The sequence below is a fragment of the Hyphobacterium sp. SN044 genome, assembly GCF_021864465.1.
Classification (GTDB): domain Bacteria; phylum Pseudomonadota; class Alphaproteobacteria; order Caulobacterales; family Maricaulaceae; genus Hyphobacterium.
Genome location: NZ_JAKKUV010000001.1, coordinates 521,324 through 535,110 on the forward strand (window position 1 = coordinate 521,324; position 13,787 = coordinate 535,110).

The following is a 13,787-nucleotide window of genomic DNA, read 5'->3' on the forward strand; positions in this document are numbered from 1 at the left end:
CCCGTTTAGTCTTCCGATCCGACGCTGCCGAGGGTGAAGAGGGTGAGGCGGATCTGGATGGATTCAGAGGGTCCGAGAATGCCGTATGAATAATTCTCGCGGGCGTAGAGAATTCCCAACTCGGTGCAATAGTCACGATAGGTAAAGCCGGCGGTTTGCAGGCGCGATACGCCAGCTTCGAGGTCGCGCGTCACACTGTATCCGAAAGACCAGTGGTCTGTGAGCCGCGTCGACAGCGCCAGATAGGCTTCCTCGCGCGGACCGGGCAGAACCTGACTGTCGTCGAAACGGGAATAGGAAAGGATCGTCGTCACCGGACCGATCGTGCCATAGGTCGAAAGGTTCAGGCGGTTGATCGATCCGCTCTCCGGGTCGATCCGGGAATTGGCGTTCACGATGAACGAATTCAGATCGACCCCGAAGTCCGCCACGATATCGGAATCGTCCGGGCGCAGGCCTGACCCCGCATCGAAGACAGGGTCGCCGTCGAGACGGCGGCTCTGGCCGACAAAGGCGGAGAATTCATACCCGTTGCTGAAGGTGGCATTGTAGCGGCCGCCAAAGGTGACCCGAAGGCCTTCTTCCCAGAGATCGTATCCCGGTGACCGGTTCGTGGCGAAGATGACGGATTCGGTCAGATCGACATTCTGACTGTCCTCGTTCGGGATCCGGCCGGCATGATCGTCGTCGCTTGCGGCGACCACCTGGATCACCGGCTCGAGGATCGAGTCGACCGATTGTCCGGGCCGGTAGAGCGGCCATGACAATTCCGCTCCGGCCATGCCGAGGAAGCGGCCGAAGGAATCCGACGTCAGCGGGTCCGCCGGCGTGGTGCCAGGAAGGTCTTCGAGCGCATAGTAATCGGCGCGGGCAAAGGCGAAGGGTTCAAGCACGAGGCCTTGCGGCGCGATCCAGCGCGCGCTCCAGTCCGCCTGTGCACTGGCCCGCCGATAGTCGATCCCCGCGTCGCGCGTCAGCGAGATCGTGTTCAGACGGGTGCGCAGAAAGCCGCCATGCTCGCCAAGCTGTGTTGTCGTCCGATAGTCCGCCATCGGTGCGGCGACGGGCAGCAGATCGTCATTCTCTCCGACGATCAGGCTCTGAAAGGCCGCCCCGGCGACTTCCGCATAGTAGTTCTGCCCCTGGCCCTGCAGATAGAGCTGGCTGGTCAGCCGGCCCGCATTCGTTTCCACAAGCCCCGGATAATCCTGATAGAGCTCGTTCAGATCATAGCGGCGGATATGCAAATCGTCTGATGCGATCTGAACGCCAAAACCCCAGTCCCACTGGTCCGAGATTTCGAACTCGCCGCCGCCGAACAGGTGATAACGCAGCGCATCCTCGCCGAAGCGGTTGCCGTCGCCGTCGATCTCGCGCTCATAGGTGATCGAGCCTTCGAAGCCGAGACGGCCCGAGTAGAAGCGCTTGCGGTACTCGCCGATCAGCAGCGGGCGGACATTCGTCATCACCCGCGGCGAGAAGGTGAAGTCCTGATAGGGCGAGATCGCCCAGTAATAGGGCTGCTGGTAGGACAGGCCGAGGCGCGACGACACGCCGACCGTCGGGAAGAGGAAGCCGGACCGGCGTTCCGAAGACGGGTCGGGGTGCGCAAAGGCGGGGGCGTAGAAGACGGGAACGCCGAGCGCCTCGAAGCGGACGTTCTCGTAATAAATCATCTGGTCTTCAGTATCCTGCACGACGCGCTGCGCGCGCAGGCGCCAGGTCGGCTCGTGTCCGGTCTCCGAACACAGCTGGCAGGCCGTGTAGTAGGCGTCGCGCAGTTCCAGCGTGCCGTTGCCGCGGCGCACCGCGTGCGCGGCGGCGGCACGCCCATTGTTTTCCATCAGCGTGGAAAAGCCGGTTGCGATTCCCGAACCCATCTGGTCGTCGAGTTCGACCTCGTCGGCATATTGCGGCGGCGCGTCGGCGGAATAGATGGTGACATTGCCGCGCGCGATGACGCGCCCGGTCTCGGGCCGGTATTCCAGCTCGTCGGCAGTGACGGTGCGATCGCCTTGGCGCGCTTCGACATTGCCGCGCGCGATATAGGCGCCCGAACCGCGGTCCTCCGACATCGTGTCGGCTTCGATATAGACCGGTTCGTTGTCGCCCGATTCCTGCGCGAAAGCCGGAACAGTTGCGACGCCCGCGAGGAGAAGCGCGGCGAGAGAGGCAAGTCCGGCTCTGACCGCCATGAATTCTGTCCTTCCGTCGGGCACGAAATACCGTGTTCGAATGGTTATCGGATGCGGCCGCGCGCGTCCACGCCGGATGATCACCCGTCTTCGGTCGATGCCAGATAGGCGAGAGCGAGCAGCGCGGTTATGGCCGGGGCCGCCCAGGCTGCCGTCAGCGGCGGCAAGGCCGCCGAACTGCCGAATGATGCGAGCAATTCCTGGACGAAATAGACGACGAATCCGGCCGCACCGCCGGCGAGCGCGAAACTGGCTGCGCCGCCAAGCCGGTAGAGCCGCAGCGTCGCCGCCGCGGCCAGCAGCGATACCGCGATCAGGGTCAGCGGCAGGGCAAGCAAGGTCTGCCAGCGCAGTTCGAAACGGTGCGTTGTCAGGCCCGCCTCGCTTGCCGCGGTGATGACGCCGGGCAGATCCCAGAACGCGATCGTGCGCGGCGAACGGGACCGTTCGAACAGGGCTTGCCGCTCGATACCCGTCGGCAAGGACAGGGCGGCGAGCGTTTCGGGCTCCTGACCGGGCGTGCTCTCGATCGCGTTTTCGAGCCCCCAGAACCCGCCGCGCAACACCGCGCGTTCGGCATCGATCCGGCGATCGAAGACCGGCCGACCGCCCTCGACCTGGCGATAGTAGAGGAAGCGCGGCCGCGTCACGGAACCGGCATCGCCATCGACGTCGGCCGCTGCGATGATGACGTACCCGTCCTCGGTCAGCTCACGCAGCCAGATCGGATTGCTCTGCACCCGGTTGTTGCCGGTCCGCGTGAGCGAGGCTTCCTGAGCCTCATAGCGCGCATTGAGTGCCGAGCCGATCGGATTGAGGGCCATCGCGCCCAGAAGCCCCCCGATCAGTGAAATCCACACGGCCGGCGCCACGATCCGCCAGGCCGAATAGCCCGATGCCCGCATCACGATCAGCTCGCTGCGCCGGTTCAGGCGGAACAGGGCCGTCAGGATGCCGAACAGGAAGATGAAGGGCAGGGTCTGCTCGATCAGCAGCGGCGCCCGCATCAGCGTCAGCATGAACAGTTCCGTGGCTGGAATATCGACCCGCGTGCCGATGGCGCGCGTCTGTTCGACAAAATCGACCAGAAGGATGATGGTCACGATCACGCTGAAGGACAGCGCCAGACCAGCCAGCATCTGGACGGCGAGATAGCGGCTGAGACGGGAGGAGAACGGAATCATGCTCCGGCCTCCCCGGCCTGCGCAGCGGTTCGCGGTTTCCGGACACGCGGCATGTAGAGGAAGACAAGAGCCCCGGCCGCACCAAGGATCGGGATCAGGTATTGAACCACATTCAGCGCATCATCGTCCGCCGCCGCGGATTGCACCGCGAAGCCGAGCAGACGAATGGCGAGCGCGGCGGCCACGCCGATCTGGACCCGGCGTCCATAACCCATCCGGGAATGCTGGCCGCCGAGGAACACCGCTGCAGCAATCAGCATCACGGTAATGTTGTAGAGCGGCGCGGACAGCCGGTAATGCGCCTCGGCATAGAGGCGTTCAGCCCCGTTCGAGCGCGCCACGGAAGCCGCGTCCGGGTTGAACAGCTCGTAGAGAAATTTGTCGCTGTCCTTGAAGAACAGCACCTGCGCCGCGTCGACGAATTGCGACAGGTCGAATTCATAGCGTTCGAAAGTCAGGATCGATAGCGACCCGTCCGGCTCGCGCTGCTGCACATTGCCGTCGAGAAGCACCATGACCGGGCGTTCCTCGCCGCGCACGATCACGCCTTCGCGCGCCGCATAGGATGGGCTGGATTCGCCGTCGCGCGCATCGTGAATGAAGACATCGAGCATGCGTCCGGTGGAGGTGGTCTCCCGAGCATACATGGTCACGCCCGCGCCGAGATCGGAGAAGGCACCGGGACGCACCAGGCTCGCCGCGACGTCCGTACGCAGGTCGTGGATCGCGCGGCGCATCTCGCGGTAGGCCAGCGGCTGGACGAAGAGATTGACCAGAAGGTTCGCAATCACCGCCAGCACGGCCAGCTTCATCATCGGCGAAATAAGCCGCCAGCGCGTCAGCCCGGACGCGCTGGCCACCGTGATCTCGCTTTCCACGGTCATCCGGTTGAGACCCGCGAGCGCGGCGATGAAAAGCGCGAAGGGCGAGAGCAGGGCAATCAGCTGCGGCAGGGCCAGCAGCGTCACCTTGACGAAGATGAAAGCCGTTTCGCGATAATCCGCGATCAGATCGATATTCGTCAGCGATTGCGTCAGGATGGCGAGGCCGGCGAAGGCGGCCGCGGCCGTCACGAAGGGCACGAGCAGCTGTCGGAAAATATAGCGCTGTACGAGAATCATTCCGGGGCCGGCTGCCTTGTGCGAACGCGGCCTTCTAACCTACATGCCAATCGGATACCACTACGCGCTGAACCTACCGCGCCGCGCATTCGCGCTGGCCGCACCGCAGACAGAAAGGCTCCATGATGAAGATCAAGTTCGCATCGGCGAACCCCTCGACCGGCTCCCTCGCGGTTCCGGTTTTCGAGAAGTCGACGCTGTCCGACGCCGCGAAGGCGGTCGACAAGGCGGCCGGCGGCGCGATCACCCGCGCCATCAAGGCTTCGCGCTTCTCCGGCAAGGCTGGCGAAACGCTGGAAATCTATGCTCCGGCCGGTGTCGATGCGAACCGCATCATCGCGCTCGGCGTCGGGGCCAAGGGCAAGCTTGATGGCAATGGCTTCGAAAAGGCCGGCGCCTCGCTCGTGAAATCGCTGCTGACCGGTGGTGAGACCGATCTCGCCGTCGTCCTGACGACGGTCGCCGACGCGGAGATGGCCGCGCGTTTCGGTCTTGGCTGCCGTCTGGCGGCCTACCGCTTTGACGCCTACCGCACCAAGCTCGACGATTCGAAAAAGCCCTCGCTGAAGAATGTGACTCTCGTCGTCGACGACGAGAAGGCCGGCAAGGCGGCGTGGAAGTCCTGGGGCGCGGTGGCCGACGGTGTCGACCTGGCCCGCGACCTGGTCAACGAGCCGCCCAATGTCCTGACCCCGCCGGCCTACGCCAAGAAGGTCCAGGGCCTCGCCGATCTCGGCCTCGAGATCGAAGTGCTCGGCGAAAAGGAAATGAAGAAGCTGGGCATGAATGCCCTGCTCGGCGTCGGCCAGGGCTCGGTGCTCGAATCCCAGCTTGTCATCATGAAATGGAATGGTGGCAAGAAGGGCGACAAGCCGCTCGCCTTTGTCGGCAAGGGTGTGTGCTTCGACTCCGGCGGCATCTCGCTGAAGCCGGGTCAGGGCATGGACGAGATGAAGGGCGACATGGGCGGGTCCGCCGCCGTTGTCGGCCTTATGCGTGCGCTCGCCGGCCGCAAGGCGAAGGTCAACGCCATCGGCGTGATCGGCCTCGTCGAGAACATGCCCGACGGCAATGCGCAGCGTCCGGGCGACATCGTCACCTCGATGTCGGGCCAGACGATCGAAATCCTCAACACCGACGCCGAAGGCCGCCTCGTGCTGGCCGACGCGCTGTGGCACACGCAGAAGGAATTTGATCCGGAATTCATCATCGACCTGGCCACGCTCACCGGTGCGATCCTGATCGCGCTCGGCCACGAGCACGCCGGCATCTTCTCCAACGACGACAAGATTGCCGAGGGTCTCACCAAGGCCGGTCTCGCCTCCGACGAAAAGGTCTGGCGTCTGCCGGTCGGTCCCGAATATGACCGCCAGATCGACAGCCCGGTTGCCGACATGAAGAATATCGGCGAAGGCCGTCTCGCGGGCTCGATCACCGCGGCGCAATTCCTCCAGCGCTATGTGAACGGCAAGCCCTGGTGCCATATCGACATCGCCGGTACCGGCATGTGGGCGGGGTCGAAGGATCCGCGCCTGCCGACCTTCGGCACCGGCTATGGCGTGCGCCTGCTCGACCGTTTCGTGCGGGACAATTACGAGAAGTAATCAGCGATGCCCGGCGAGCTGTGGTTCTATCATCTCGAGCGGACCACGCTCGCCGACGCGCTGCCAGAACTCCTTGAAAAGACGATTCAAAAGGGCTGGCGCGCCCTTGTCCGGGCGCCGTCCGAAGACCGGATCGACCAGATCGACGGTCTTCTCTGGACGGCGCGGGATGATGGTTTCCTGCCGCACGGACGGTGGGACGAGCCGGACCCGGATCGCCAGCCCATCCTGCTTTCCCTGAACGAAGACAACTCCAACAAGTCGGACGTCCTGTTCGCGCTCGACGGGGTCGAACCGGAGCGGCCGGACGCCTTCGCCCGCTGCTGCGTCGTGTTCGACGCCGCTGACGAGGGCGCGGTTCAGTCTGCCCGGTCGCTCTGGAAGAAGGCCAAGGCGGACGGTCATTCGATCGCCTACTGGAAGCAGTCTATCGAAGGCCGGTGGGAGAAGCAGGGATAGCCGTCTGGCGAACGATTTCATTCAGCGTTCAGGCGGATTGGCGGAACCTCCTCCAACGCGAGGTGTTGAATCACCGAACACAGGCCGCCGGACATCGGGCAAGGGAGACGACCATGAAACAGCGCGCTATCGCCGTCGGGATTATCGGGATCGTCGCCGCCTGCTCGACCGCGCAGGAAACCGGCATGGTCGGCCCGTCCCCGGAACCTGATCCCGTCATGGCCGAGTGCGCCGCACCCCAGCTGCAATATCTCGTCGGTCAGCGGATTGGTGAAGTCGATACCTCGACCCTGCCGCAACCGCACCGCATCGTGCCGCATGGCATGGCGGTGACGATGGAATACCGCGGCGAACGCACCACGATCTGGCTGGATGCGGGTGACCGGGTCGAACGCGTCGTGTGTGGCTAACGCCCCGCGGCGAACGCTTCGTCGCGTTTTCTGAAAGCAACGAGTTCCACCTCGAGACGGTCGATCTGCTTCAATCCCTTGTCGAAGCGCTTCACCAGTCCTGACTTGAGGTGCTGACGAACTTCTTCGGGATCATACCCGCTCGCCCGGACGAACAGGGCCAGCGCGGCCAGCAGCGTGTCCTCCGACAGATATCCCATCCGGCGCGAGGTCCAGCCTGTTCCGGCAAAGCCCTGATTGCCTTCGAATTCAAAAGCCGTATTGGCCAGGAAAACGCCGAAACCCATGTAGACTGCCGTCAGATCGGTCAGCAATTCGTGGTCTTCGTCCTCAAAGCTCTCGGGCAGATACCCCGCCAGAAGATAATGCGACAGTTCGTGCGCGAAGGTCGCGATCAGGTTTTGCGGCTGTTTCACCAGCGCGACGTCATACCGGATCAGAACCGAATTGCCTTCGATCGAGAACGTGCCCGCCACCTGCGCTTTTTGCGGGGTCAGGAAGTGATATTCACTGACCTGCTGCGTGCCGGCGCTTTCGAAACCCTCCAGCTCGACATGCCAGTCTGCCATACCGGCGAACTCGGCCACCGTGCGGAAAATCGATTCCGCCATCTCGCGGTCGGTCTCACCTTCGACGAAAAAACTGCCGAGCCTGGGCAGAACGAGCAGCGTCCGGCTGAGCTGTCTCTGGGGGCCGAGCTTCTCGTGCAACATCTCGAATCTGTCGAGAAGCCAGGCTTCGACATTCCGGTCGACAAGACGGCTGGATCCGAACATCGCTAGTCCTCAGCCCCCGCGGCTTCCAGCGCTTCGGCGGCATCGAGCCATTTCAGCTCCGCCGCCTCGATCAGTTCTTCGGCCTTCGCCCGCTTGATCTGAAGCTCGGTCGCGGTCTTCGGGTCCTTCTGATAGAGGCCCGGCGCGGCCAGCCCCTTGTCGATCACGGCGAGGATTCCCTTCAGCCGCTCGATTTCCTTTTCCCACCTCGCGGCTTCGGCCTTCAGCGGCTTCAGGGCCACGCGCTTGGTCGCGGCATCCCGGCGCTTCTCGGTCTTCACATCGGGAGGGGCCGCCTTGCGTTTTCCGTTCTCGTCCTTGCCCGGCCGGCCGGAAAAGCGCGCGCGATACTCCTCCATGTCGCCGTCATAGGGCTCGACCGTGCCGCCTTCCGACAGCCACAGCCGGTCGGCGCAGCTTTCGATCAGGTGCCGGTCGTGGCTGATCAGGATCACCGCCCCTGGATAGGCATTGATTGCGTCGATCAGCGCCGCGCGGCTGTCCATGTCGAGGTGGTTGGTCGGCTCGTCCATCAGGATCAGGTGAGGCCCGTCGAAGACGATCAGGTTGAAGAGGAGCCGCGCCTTCTCCCCGCCCGACAGCTTCTTCGCCGGGGTTTCCTGCAAATGGATCGGCAGGCCGAACGTCGCCAGGCGGGCACGGCGCTGCGCCTCGGTTGCGTCGGGCATGCGTTCGACGACATGGTCGTAGGCCGAATGGTCCGGCGACAGCGCATCCATCTGATGCTGCGCGAAATAGGCGACCTGCGTCTTCTTGTGTTTGCGGAAATATCCGTCGAGCGGCTCCAGCTTGCCGGCCAGCAGCTTGGCCAGCGTCGATTTGCCCGACCCGTTGCGCCCGAGAATGCCGATCCGGTCGTCGGGATCGATCCGCAGATTGAGGTCGCGCAGAACGACCTTATCGCCATAGCCCAGCACCGTGCCTTCCAGCCGCATCAACGGCGGGGCCATGATGCGCTGCGGGGCGGGGAAGTCGAACGGCGCAACCGGATCGTCGATGATGGTCGCGACGGGTTGCATCTTTTCGAGGCGCTTCACGCGGCTCTGGGCCTGTTTCGCCTTTGATGCCTTGGCCTTGAAGCGGTCGATGAAGGCCTGCAGGTGACGGCGTTCGTCGTCCTGCTTGGCCTTCAGCTTCATCTGCAGGCGTTGGCGCTCGGCAAGCTGGCGCTCGAAATCGTCATACCCGCCTTCATAGATCGAGACCTTGCCGCCCTTGAGATGGGCGATCCGGTCGACCGCGCCATTGAGCAGGTCACGGTCGTGGCTGATCAGAAGGACCGTGCCGGGATAGTGCTTCAGATAGGTCTCGAGCCAGACCGCGCCTTCCAGGTCGAGATAGTTGGTCGGCTCGTCGAGCAGCAAGAGGTCCGGCCGTGCGAACAGCACGGCGGCGAGCGCGACGCGCATCCGCCAGCCGCCGGAGAATTCGCTGCACGGGCGCTGCTGCTCGGCGGCGGTGAAGCCCAGACCGTTGAGGATCGAGCCCGCGCGGGCTTCCGCGCTGTGCGCGTCGATATCGGCCAGCCGCGTCTGGATTTCAGCAATGCGGTGGGGATCCGTCGCCGTCTCCGCCTCGGCGAGGAGGGCGGTCCGCTCCCTGTCGGCGGCCAGCACGACCTGCATCAGCGTTTCGGGTCCACCGGGCGCTTCCTGGTCGACACTGCCGATACTGGCGCCCGGGCGCACGCGCACATCGCCCGATTCCGGCGACAGATCGCCCTTCACGAGGCGGAACAGCGTGGACTTGCCGCAGCCATTGCGCCCGACCAGCCCCATCTTGCCCTTGGCGGGCAGGTGGAAGCTGGTCTGGTCGATCAGGATGCGGCCTTCCATGCGGAAGGTGAGGTCGTTGACGTGCAGCATGGCCGGCGCCGACTAGCACGGCTTCACAGGGCGAAAAAGCGCCGCTATAAGCCGCCGCGAATTCAACCGTCCTCCCCGACAGCAATGGAGTTTTCAAAGATGGCGCTCGAACGCACCTTCTCGATCATCAAACCCGACGCGACCGCGCGTAATCTGACCGGCAAGATCAATGCGATGATCGAGGCCGCCGGCCTGCGCATCGTGGCCCAGAAGCGCGTCCGCCTGTCGAAGGCCGCAGCTGAAGGCTTCTACGCCGTGCACAGCGAGCGTCCCTTCTTCAACGATCTCGTCTCCTTCATGATCTCCGGCCCGGTCGTGGTCCAGGTGCTCGAAGGTGAGAACGCCATCGCGAAATACCGCGAAGTCATGGGCGCCACGAACCCGGAAAACGCCGCCGAAGGCACGATCCGCAAGACCTTCGCCGAATCCATCGAGGCGAACTCGGTCCACGGTTCCGACGCACCGGAAACCGCGGCTCAGGAGATCAAATACTTCTTCTCCGATCTCGAAATCGTCGGCTGATTTTCGGACCAGCCCTGATATTCGAAAGGCCCGGCGGTGACGCCGGGCCTTTTGTTCTGCGCGGTCAGTCCACCCGGCGGGCGATGTAGAAGCCGTAGCTGACGAAGTCGCGATAACGTTCGTAGAGCGATATCTCCGTCTCTTCCGCCGCGACGATCGCCATCGCCGCCTCGCTGTTCGCATGGCGATCGAGAAACCCGGAAAAGCGCTGCTGCATCGGGCGGTAGTAGTGGTCGAGCCAGGCGGAGTCCGGCAGGACGAAATACCCCACCGGCGCATAGCCCAGCCGTTCGAGAACGGCCATCTTCGCTGACGCGGTATCGACTTCGGGATATTGCGCATCCCAGTGCGCCTGCAGCTCGGCCGGACGGTCGTGCGTCAGCCAGGTCAGCTCGGACACGGCGAGAACGCCGCCGGGTTTCAGATAGCGCTTCCAGGCGGCCGCTCCGGCTTCGAAGCCGATATTGTAGATCGCGCCTTCGGCCCAGAAGGCATCGAACTGCCCCGCCTCGAAGGGCAGGGCCTCCATCGAGGCTTCGAGCGTTTCGATCCGATCGCCGAGGCCCGCAATATTCGCGGCCGCGTTCAGGCGCTCAAGGAAGTCCGGCAGGAAGTCGACCGCCGTCACATGCGCACCCAGATCGTGCGCAAGCACCAGCGCGGAGGCTCCGGTTCCGCAGCCGATATCGGCGATCCGCAGATCGGACGAGGGCTCCAGCCCGGACAGAGTGATGGCCTGCCGGGTGACGGCCTCGCTGCCCGGTCCCTGGCGGCTGCCGTCCAGATGCAAATCGATGAGGAGTTGAAGATCATCCATGCGACGATTTTCAGCACAGTACGGGGACAGGCGCCACGGTTTTCCCGCTTACCCGGACGCGATCCGTCGCTACATAGGCTTCATCATGCGTCCCGTGACGCAGGAACGCCGGGGGGCGTCCGACACGGGAGACTGCCCATGCGTGCCGCCCTTCTTCTGGCCGCTTCAATTCTGATCATCGCGCCCGCCGGTGCGACCGCTCCGGCCGTGAAGGCCGAGGTCGAAGCCGTGACCGCCTTCGGGCTCGACGTGACCTTCGCTCCGACCGAAGCCGGATCGCTGGACGAAGACGTCCGGTCGGCCCTGTCCGCCATCCTCGATGCCACCTATGCCGACGTCGTCGCGCTCTATCCCGATCTGGGGGCCGTGACGGTCGAGGTGCAGGCGATCGACCGCTCCGCCGTCGATGCGATCGGCGGCGTCACCGGCCGCGCGCAGCGCCCCGGCGTGATCGTGATCGAGGTCTCGGTCACCTATCCCGATGGCGCGCTGGCAGCGGTCGAGGCCAATCTCGCCCGCAATTTCTATCACGAGCTTCACCATCTCGCGCGCGGCTGGACGATCGAGGACAACGCCTTCGGTCCCGGCATCCACATTGCCGCAATCAATGAAGGCCTCGCCGTCGTCTTCTCCGAGGAAATGACCGGGCAGGCGGACGCGTCCGGCGCCGTGCCCGATGACCCGGAAGCGTGGGCGCTCGAAATCCGCGACCTGCCGCTAAACGCCAATTATTGGGAATGGATGTTCGACCACCCCGACGGGCGCGAGGCGATCGGCTACCGCACCGGCACCTGGCTGGTGCGTCAGGCGATGGCCAACACCGGCCTCACGCTTCTGGAGATGGCCGAACGCTCACCTGACGAGATCTGGCAGATGGCAGGATTTGAACCGCGGGTAGAGTGAAGTCCGGTTTTCGATTTGCGAAACCGGGGCGTGTCGGGTCTAACCATCGTTTGGTTGGTGGACGCATGTCCGCCGGATTCCCGGAGCACCCCATGACCGACATCGCCGCGCTGGTTGCCCGCCTGCCCAAGGCCGAGCTTCACCTGCATCTCGAAGGCTCGCTGGAACCCGAATTGATGTTCGACCTGGCCCAGCGCAACGGCATCGCCATCCCCTATGCCTCGGTCGAGGAGATCCGCGCGGCCTACGAATTCTCCAACCTGCAGGACTTCCTCGATATCTATTATGTCGGGATGAACGTGCTGCAGACCGTTGAGGACTTCTACGACCTGACCCGCGCCTATCTGGAGCGCGTCCATGCCGACAATGTCCGCCATGTGGAGGTCTTCTTCGACCCGCAGGGCCATACAGACCGGGGCATTGCCTTCAAAACCGTGATTGACGGGATCACGCGCGCCCTTGATGACGCCGAGGCAGAGTGGGGCATGACCCACAAGCTGATCCTGTGCTTCCTGCGCCACTTGTCCGAAGAGGCCGCTTTCGAGACACTTCAGCAGGCGATGCCGCATCTGGACCGGATCGATGGCGTCGGCCTCGATTCCTCGGAGATGGGGCATCCGCCGTCGAAATTCGCGCGCGTCTTCGCCAAGGCGGGCGAACTGGGCCTCAAGCGCGTCGCCCATGCCGGCGAGGAAGGCCCGCCGGACTATGTCTATGAGGCGCTCGACCTCCTGAAGGTCAACCGGCTCGACCACGGCAACCGGTCGCTCGAGGACACTGCGCTGGTTGACCGGCTGGTGGCCGAAAAGATGACGCTGACCGTTTGCCCGCTCTCCAATCTGCGCCTGTGCGGCGTGGAGCGGCTGGAAGACCATCCGATGAAGCGCATGCTCGATCTGGGCCTGCGCGCGACCTGCAATTCCGACGATCCGGCCTATTTCGGCGGCTATGTGAACGACAATTATGTCCGCACCGCCGAGGCCGTCGGCCTCACCGCTGACGACATCGTCGAACTGGCGCGAAACAGCTTCCGCGGCAGCTTCCTGGAACCCGCCGAGATCGAGCGCCGCCTCAAGGAAATCGACGCCGCAGTGGCGGGCTGAAAGCCGCCACAATCGCCGATAGACTCTGCCCTGACTGGATTTTCGGGAAGGGAAGGCCGATGACCGACCACTCGCGTCACTACTCCGACGATGCCTATCGCGGGAAAATGGGCCGCATGGGAAAGATGCGCGGCGTCAGCGATCTCGTCGCGTCGGCGCAGCGCCTCTACCGCATGATGAAAAGCCCGGACACGCCGCGTTGGGTCAAGCTGATGGCGGTGTCCTCGCTCGGCTATCTGATCCTGCCGACTGATGCGGTCGCCGACCTCATCCCGGTCGCCGGTTTCATCGATGACGCCAGCCTGATCGCCGCCACGCTGGCGGCGATCGGCTCGCGATGGGACAAGGTCGAGGACCAGTCCGAAGGGCTCGACGAGGCGGCCTAATCCTCCACCTTGGGCGCCTGCCGCAGCGCCTTCTTCCGGCCCTGCTGCGCCTTGGCCGCCTTCCGCTTGCGCACCGACGAGATCGACGGCCGCGTCTTTTTCCTCGGCTTCGGGGCGTGCGTCGCACGTTCGATCAGCTGGGCCAGCCGGTCGCGGGCATCCTGCCGGTTGCGCTCCTGGGACCGGGCATTGCCGGCCTCGATCACGATCACGCCGTCCTTCGTCATGCGCGACCCGGCGAGGCGGCGCAGGCGCGACTTCACGACATCAGGCAGGGCCGGGGAGTTCATCGCGTCGAAGCGCAGCTGGATCGCCGTCGAGGCCTTGTTGACGTGCTGCCCGCCCGGACCCGAGGCGCGGATGTGCCGTTCCTCCAGCTCGCTCTCGTCGATGAAGAGTGTGTCGGTGACGCGCATCGCTC

General features: G+C 64.3%; 14 protein-coding genes. 7 read left to right on the top strand and 7 right to left on the bottom strand.

Annotated features, from left to right (window positions below):
• Positions 1–5: 5 nt before the first annotated feature.
• The 3 genes from L5876_RS02670 to L5876_RS02680 form a co-directional block, all read right to left on the bottom strand.
• Positions 6–2,195: an LPS-assembly protein LptD gene (locus L5876_RS02670; protein WP_236954537.1), complete on the bottom strand. Its 2,190-nt coding sequence runs from the start codon at positions 2,193–2,195 to the stop codon at positions 6–8.
• An 80-nt stretch (positions 2,196–2,275) separates the two neighbouring features.
• A complete protein-coding gene (locus tag L5876_RS02675) occupies positions 2,276–3,379 on the bottom strand; it encodes an LptF/LptG family permease (RefSeq protein WP_236954538.1) in 1,104 nt (367 codons plus the stop codon).
• On the bottom strand, positions 3,376–4,500 hold the full coding sequence (locus tag L5876_RS02680) for an LptF/LptG family permease (protein WP_236954539.1): 1,125 nt from the start codon (positions 4,498–4,500) through the stop codon (positions 3,376–3,378). Before L5876_RS02680 ends, L5876_RS02675 begins: the two co-directional genes overlap by 4 nt.
• Positions 4,501–4,625: 125 nt before the next feature.
• Between L5876_RS02680 and L5876_RS02685 the strand changes: the two genes are divergently transcribed.
• The 3 genes from L5876_RS02685 (at position 4,626) to L5876_RS02695 (ending at position 6,973) form a co-directional block, all read left to right on the top strand.
• Positions 4,626–6,104: a leucyl aminopeptidase gene (locus L5876_RS02685; protein ID WP_369281005.1), complete on the top strand. Its 1,479-nt coding sequence runs from the start codon at positions 4,626–4,628 to the stop codon at positions 6,102–6,104.
• A 6-nt stretch (positions 6,105–6,110) separates the two neighbouring features.
• On the top strand, positions 6,111–6,563 hold the full coding sequence (locus tag L5876_RS02690; protein WP_236954541.1) for a DNA polymerase III subunit chi: 453 nt from the start codon (positions 6,111–6,113) through the stop codon (positions 6,561–6,563).
• Positions 6,564–6,676: 113 nt separating this feature from the next.
• Entirely contained in the window at positions 6,677–6,973 is a 297-nt protein-coding gene (locus L5876_RS02695) for an I78 family peptidase inhibitor (protein ID WP_236954542.1), read from the top strand.
• On the opposite strand, the gene L5876_RS02700 is transcribed toward L5876_RS02695, so the two are convergent.
• Together L5876_RS02700 and L5876_RS02705 are read right to left on the bottom strand one after the other, a co-directional pair.
• Complete coding sequence (locus tag L5876_RS02700; protein ID WP_236954543.1) at positions 6,970–7,749, bottom strand: hypothetical protein; 780 nt, start codon at positions 7,747–7,749, stop codon at positions 6,970–6,972. The genes L5876_RS02695 and L5876_RS02700 overlap by 4 nt on opposite strands.
• Positions 7,750–7,751: 2 nt before the next feature.
• Positions 7,752–9,635, bottom strand: coding sequence for an ABC-F family ATP-binding cassette domain-containing protein (locus tag L5876_RS02705; protein ID WP_236954544.1), 1,884 nt, complete (start codon positions 9,633–9,635; stop codon positions 7,752–7,754).
• A 99-nt stretch (positions 9,636–9,734) separates the two neighbouring features.
• Between L5876_RS02705 and ndk the strand changes: the two genes are divergently transcribed.
• On the top strand, positions 9,735–10,157 hold the full coding sequence (gene ndk / locus L5876_RS02710; protein WP_236954545.1) for a nucleoside-diphosphate kinase: 423 nt from the start codon (positions 9,735–9,737) through the stop codon (positions 10,155–10,157).
• A gap of 64 nt (positions 10,158–10,221) precedes the next feature.
• Here ndk and L5876_RS02715 read toward each other — a convergent pair whose 3' ends face one another.
• Complete coding sequence (locus L5876_RS02715) at positions 10,222–10,974, bottom strand: class I SAM-dependent methyltransferase (protein ID WP_236954546.1); 753 nt, start codon at positions 10,972–10,974, stop codon at positions 10,222–10,224.
• 138 nt (positions 10,975–11,112) lie between these two features.
• Between L5876_RS02715 and L5876_RS02720 the strand changes: the two genes are divergently transcribed.
• The 3 genes from L5876_RS02720 to L5876_RS02730 all read left to right on the top strand — a co-directional run bounded on the left by L5876_RS02720 (position 11,113) and on the right by L5876_RS02730 (position 13,366).
• Positions 11,113–11,877, top strand: a complete 765-nt coding sequence (locus L5876_RS02720; protein WP_236954547.1) for a DUF2268 domain-containing putative Zn-dependent protease — start codon at positions 11,113–11,115, stop codon at positions 11,875–11,877.
• Positions 11,878–11,969: 92 nt separating this feature from the next.
• Entirely contained in the window at positions 11,970–12,980 is a 1,011-nt protein-coding gene (locus tag L5876_RS02725; RefSeq protein ID WP_236954548.1) for an adenosine deaminase, read from the top strand.
• Between the two features lie 59 nt (positions 12,981–13,039).
• Positions 13,040–13,366, top strand: coding sequence for a YkvA family protein (locus L5876_RS02730; protein WP_236954549.1), 327 nt, complete (start codon positions 13,040–13,042; stop codon positions 13,364–13,366).
• On the opposite strand, the gene arfB is transcribed toward L5876_RS02730, so the two are convergent.
• Positions 13,363–13,782 carry an alternative ribosome rescue aminoacyl-tRNA hydrolase ArfB gene (arfB, locus tag L5876_RS02735; RefSeq protein WP_236954550.1) on the bottom strand — a complete coding sequence of 140 codons (420 nt, stop codon included), beginning with the start codon at positions 13,780–13,782 and terminating at the stop codon, positions 13,363–13,365. The genes L5876_RS02730 and arfB overlap by 4 nt on opposite strands.
• Positions 13,783–13,787 lie beyond the last annotated feature (5 nt).

Excerpts from the sequence above, each read along its gene's own strand:
- L5876_RS02670 (WP_236954537.1), bottom strand. The coding sequence starts at position 2,195 with ATGGCGGTCAGAGCCGGACTTGCCTCTCTCGCCGCGCTTCTCCTCGCG.
- L5876_RS02675 (WP_236954538.1), bottom strand. The coding sequence starts at position 3,379 with ATGATTCCGTTCTCCTCCCGTCTCAGCCGCTATCTCGCCGTCCAGATG.
- L5876_RS02680 (WP_236954539.1), bottom strand. The coding sequence starts at position 4,500 with ATGATTCTCGTACAGCGCTATATTTTCCGACAGCTGCTCGTGCCCTTC.
- L5876_RS02685 (WP_369281005.1), top strand. The coding sequence starts at position 4,626 with ATGAAGATCAAGTTCGCATCGGCGAACCCCTCGACCGGCTCCCTCGCG.
- L5876_RS02690 (WP_236954541.1), top strand. The coding sequence starts at position 6,111 with ATGCCCGGCGAGCTGTGGTTCTATCATCTCGAGCGGACCACGCTCGCC.
- L5876_RS02695 (WP_236954542.1), top strand. The coding sequence starts at position 6,677 with ATGAAACAGCGCGCTATCGCCGTCGGGATTATCGGGATCGTCGCCGCC.
- L5876_RS02700 (WP_236954543.1), bottom strand. The coding sequence starts at position 7,749 with ATGTTCGGATCCAGCCGTCTTGTCGACCGGAATGTCGAAGCCTGGCTT.
- L5876_RS02705 (WP_236954544.1), bottom strand. The coding sequence starts at position 9,635 with ATGCTGCACGTCAACGACCTCACCTTCCGCATGGAAGGCCGCATCCTG.
- ndk (WP_236954545.1), top strand. The coding sequence starts at position 9,735 with ATGGCGCTCGAACGCACCTTCTCGATCATCAAACCCGACGCGACCGCG.
- L5876_RS02715 (WP_236954546.1), bottom strand. The coding sequence starts at position 10,974 with ATGGATGATCTTCAACTCCTCATCGATTTGCATCTGGACGGCAGCCGC.
- L5876_RS02720 (WP_236954547.1), top strand. The coding sequence starts at position 11,113 with ATGCGTGCCGCCCTTCTTCTGGCCGCTTCAATTCTGATCATCGCGCCC.
- L5876_RS02725 (WP_236954548.1), top strand. The coding sequence starts at position 11,970 with ATGACCGACATCGCCGCGCTGGTTGCCCGCCTGCCCAAGGCCGAGCTT.
- L5876_RS02730 (WP_236954549.1), top strand. The coding sequence starts at position 13,040 with ATGACCGACCACTCGCGTCACTACTCCGACGATGCCTATCGCGGGAAA.
- arfB (WP_236954550.1), bottom strand. The coding sequence starts at position 13,782 with ATGCGCGTCACCGACACACTCTTCATCGACGAGAGCGAGCTGGAGGAA.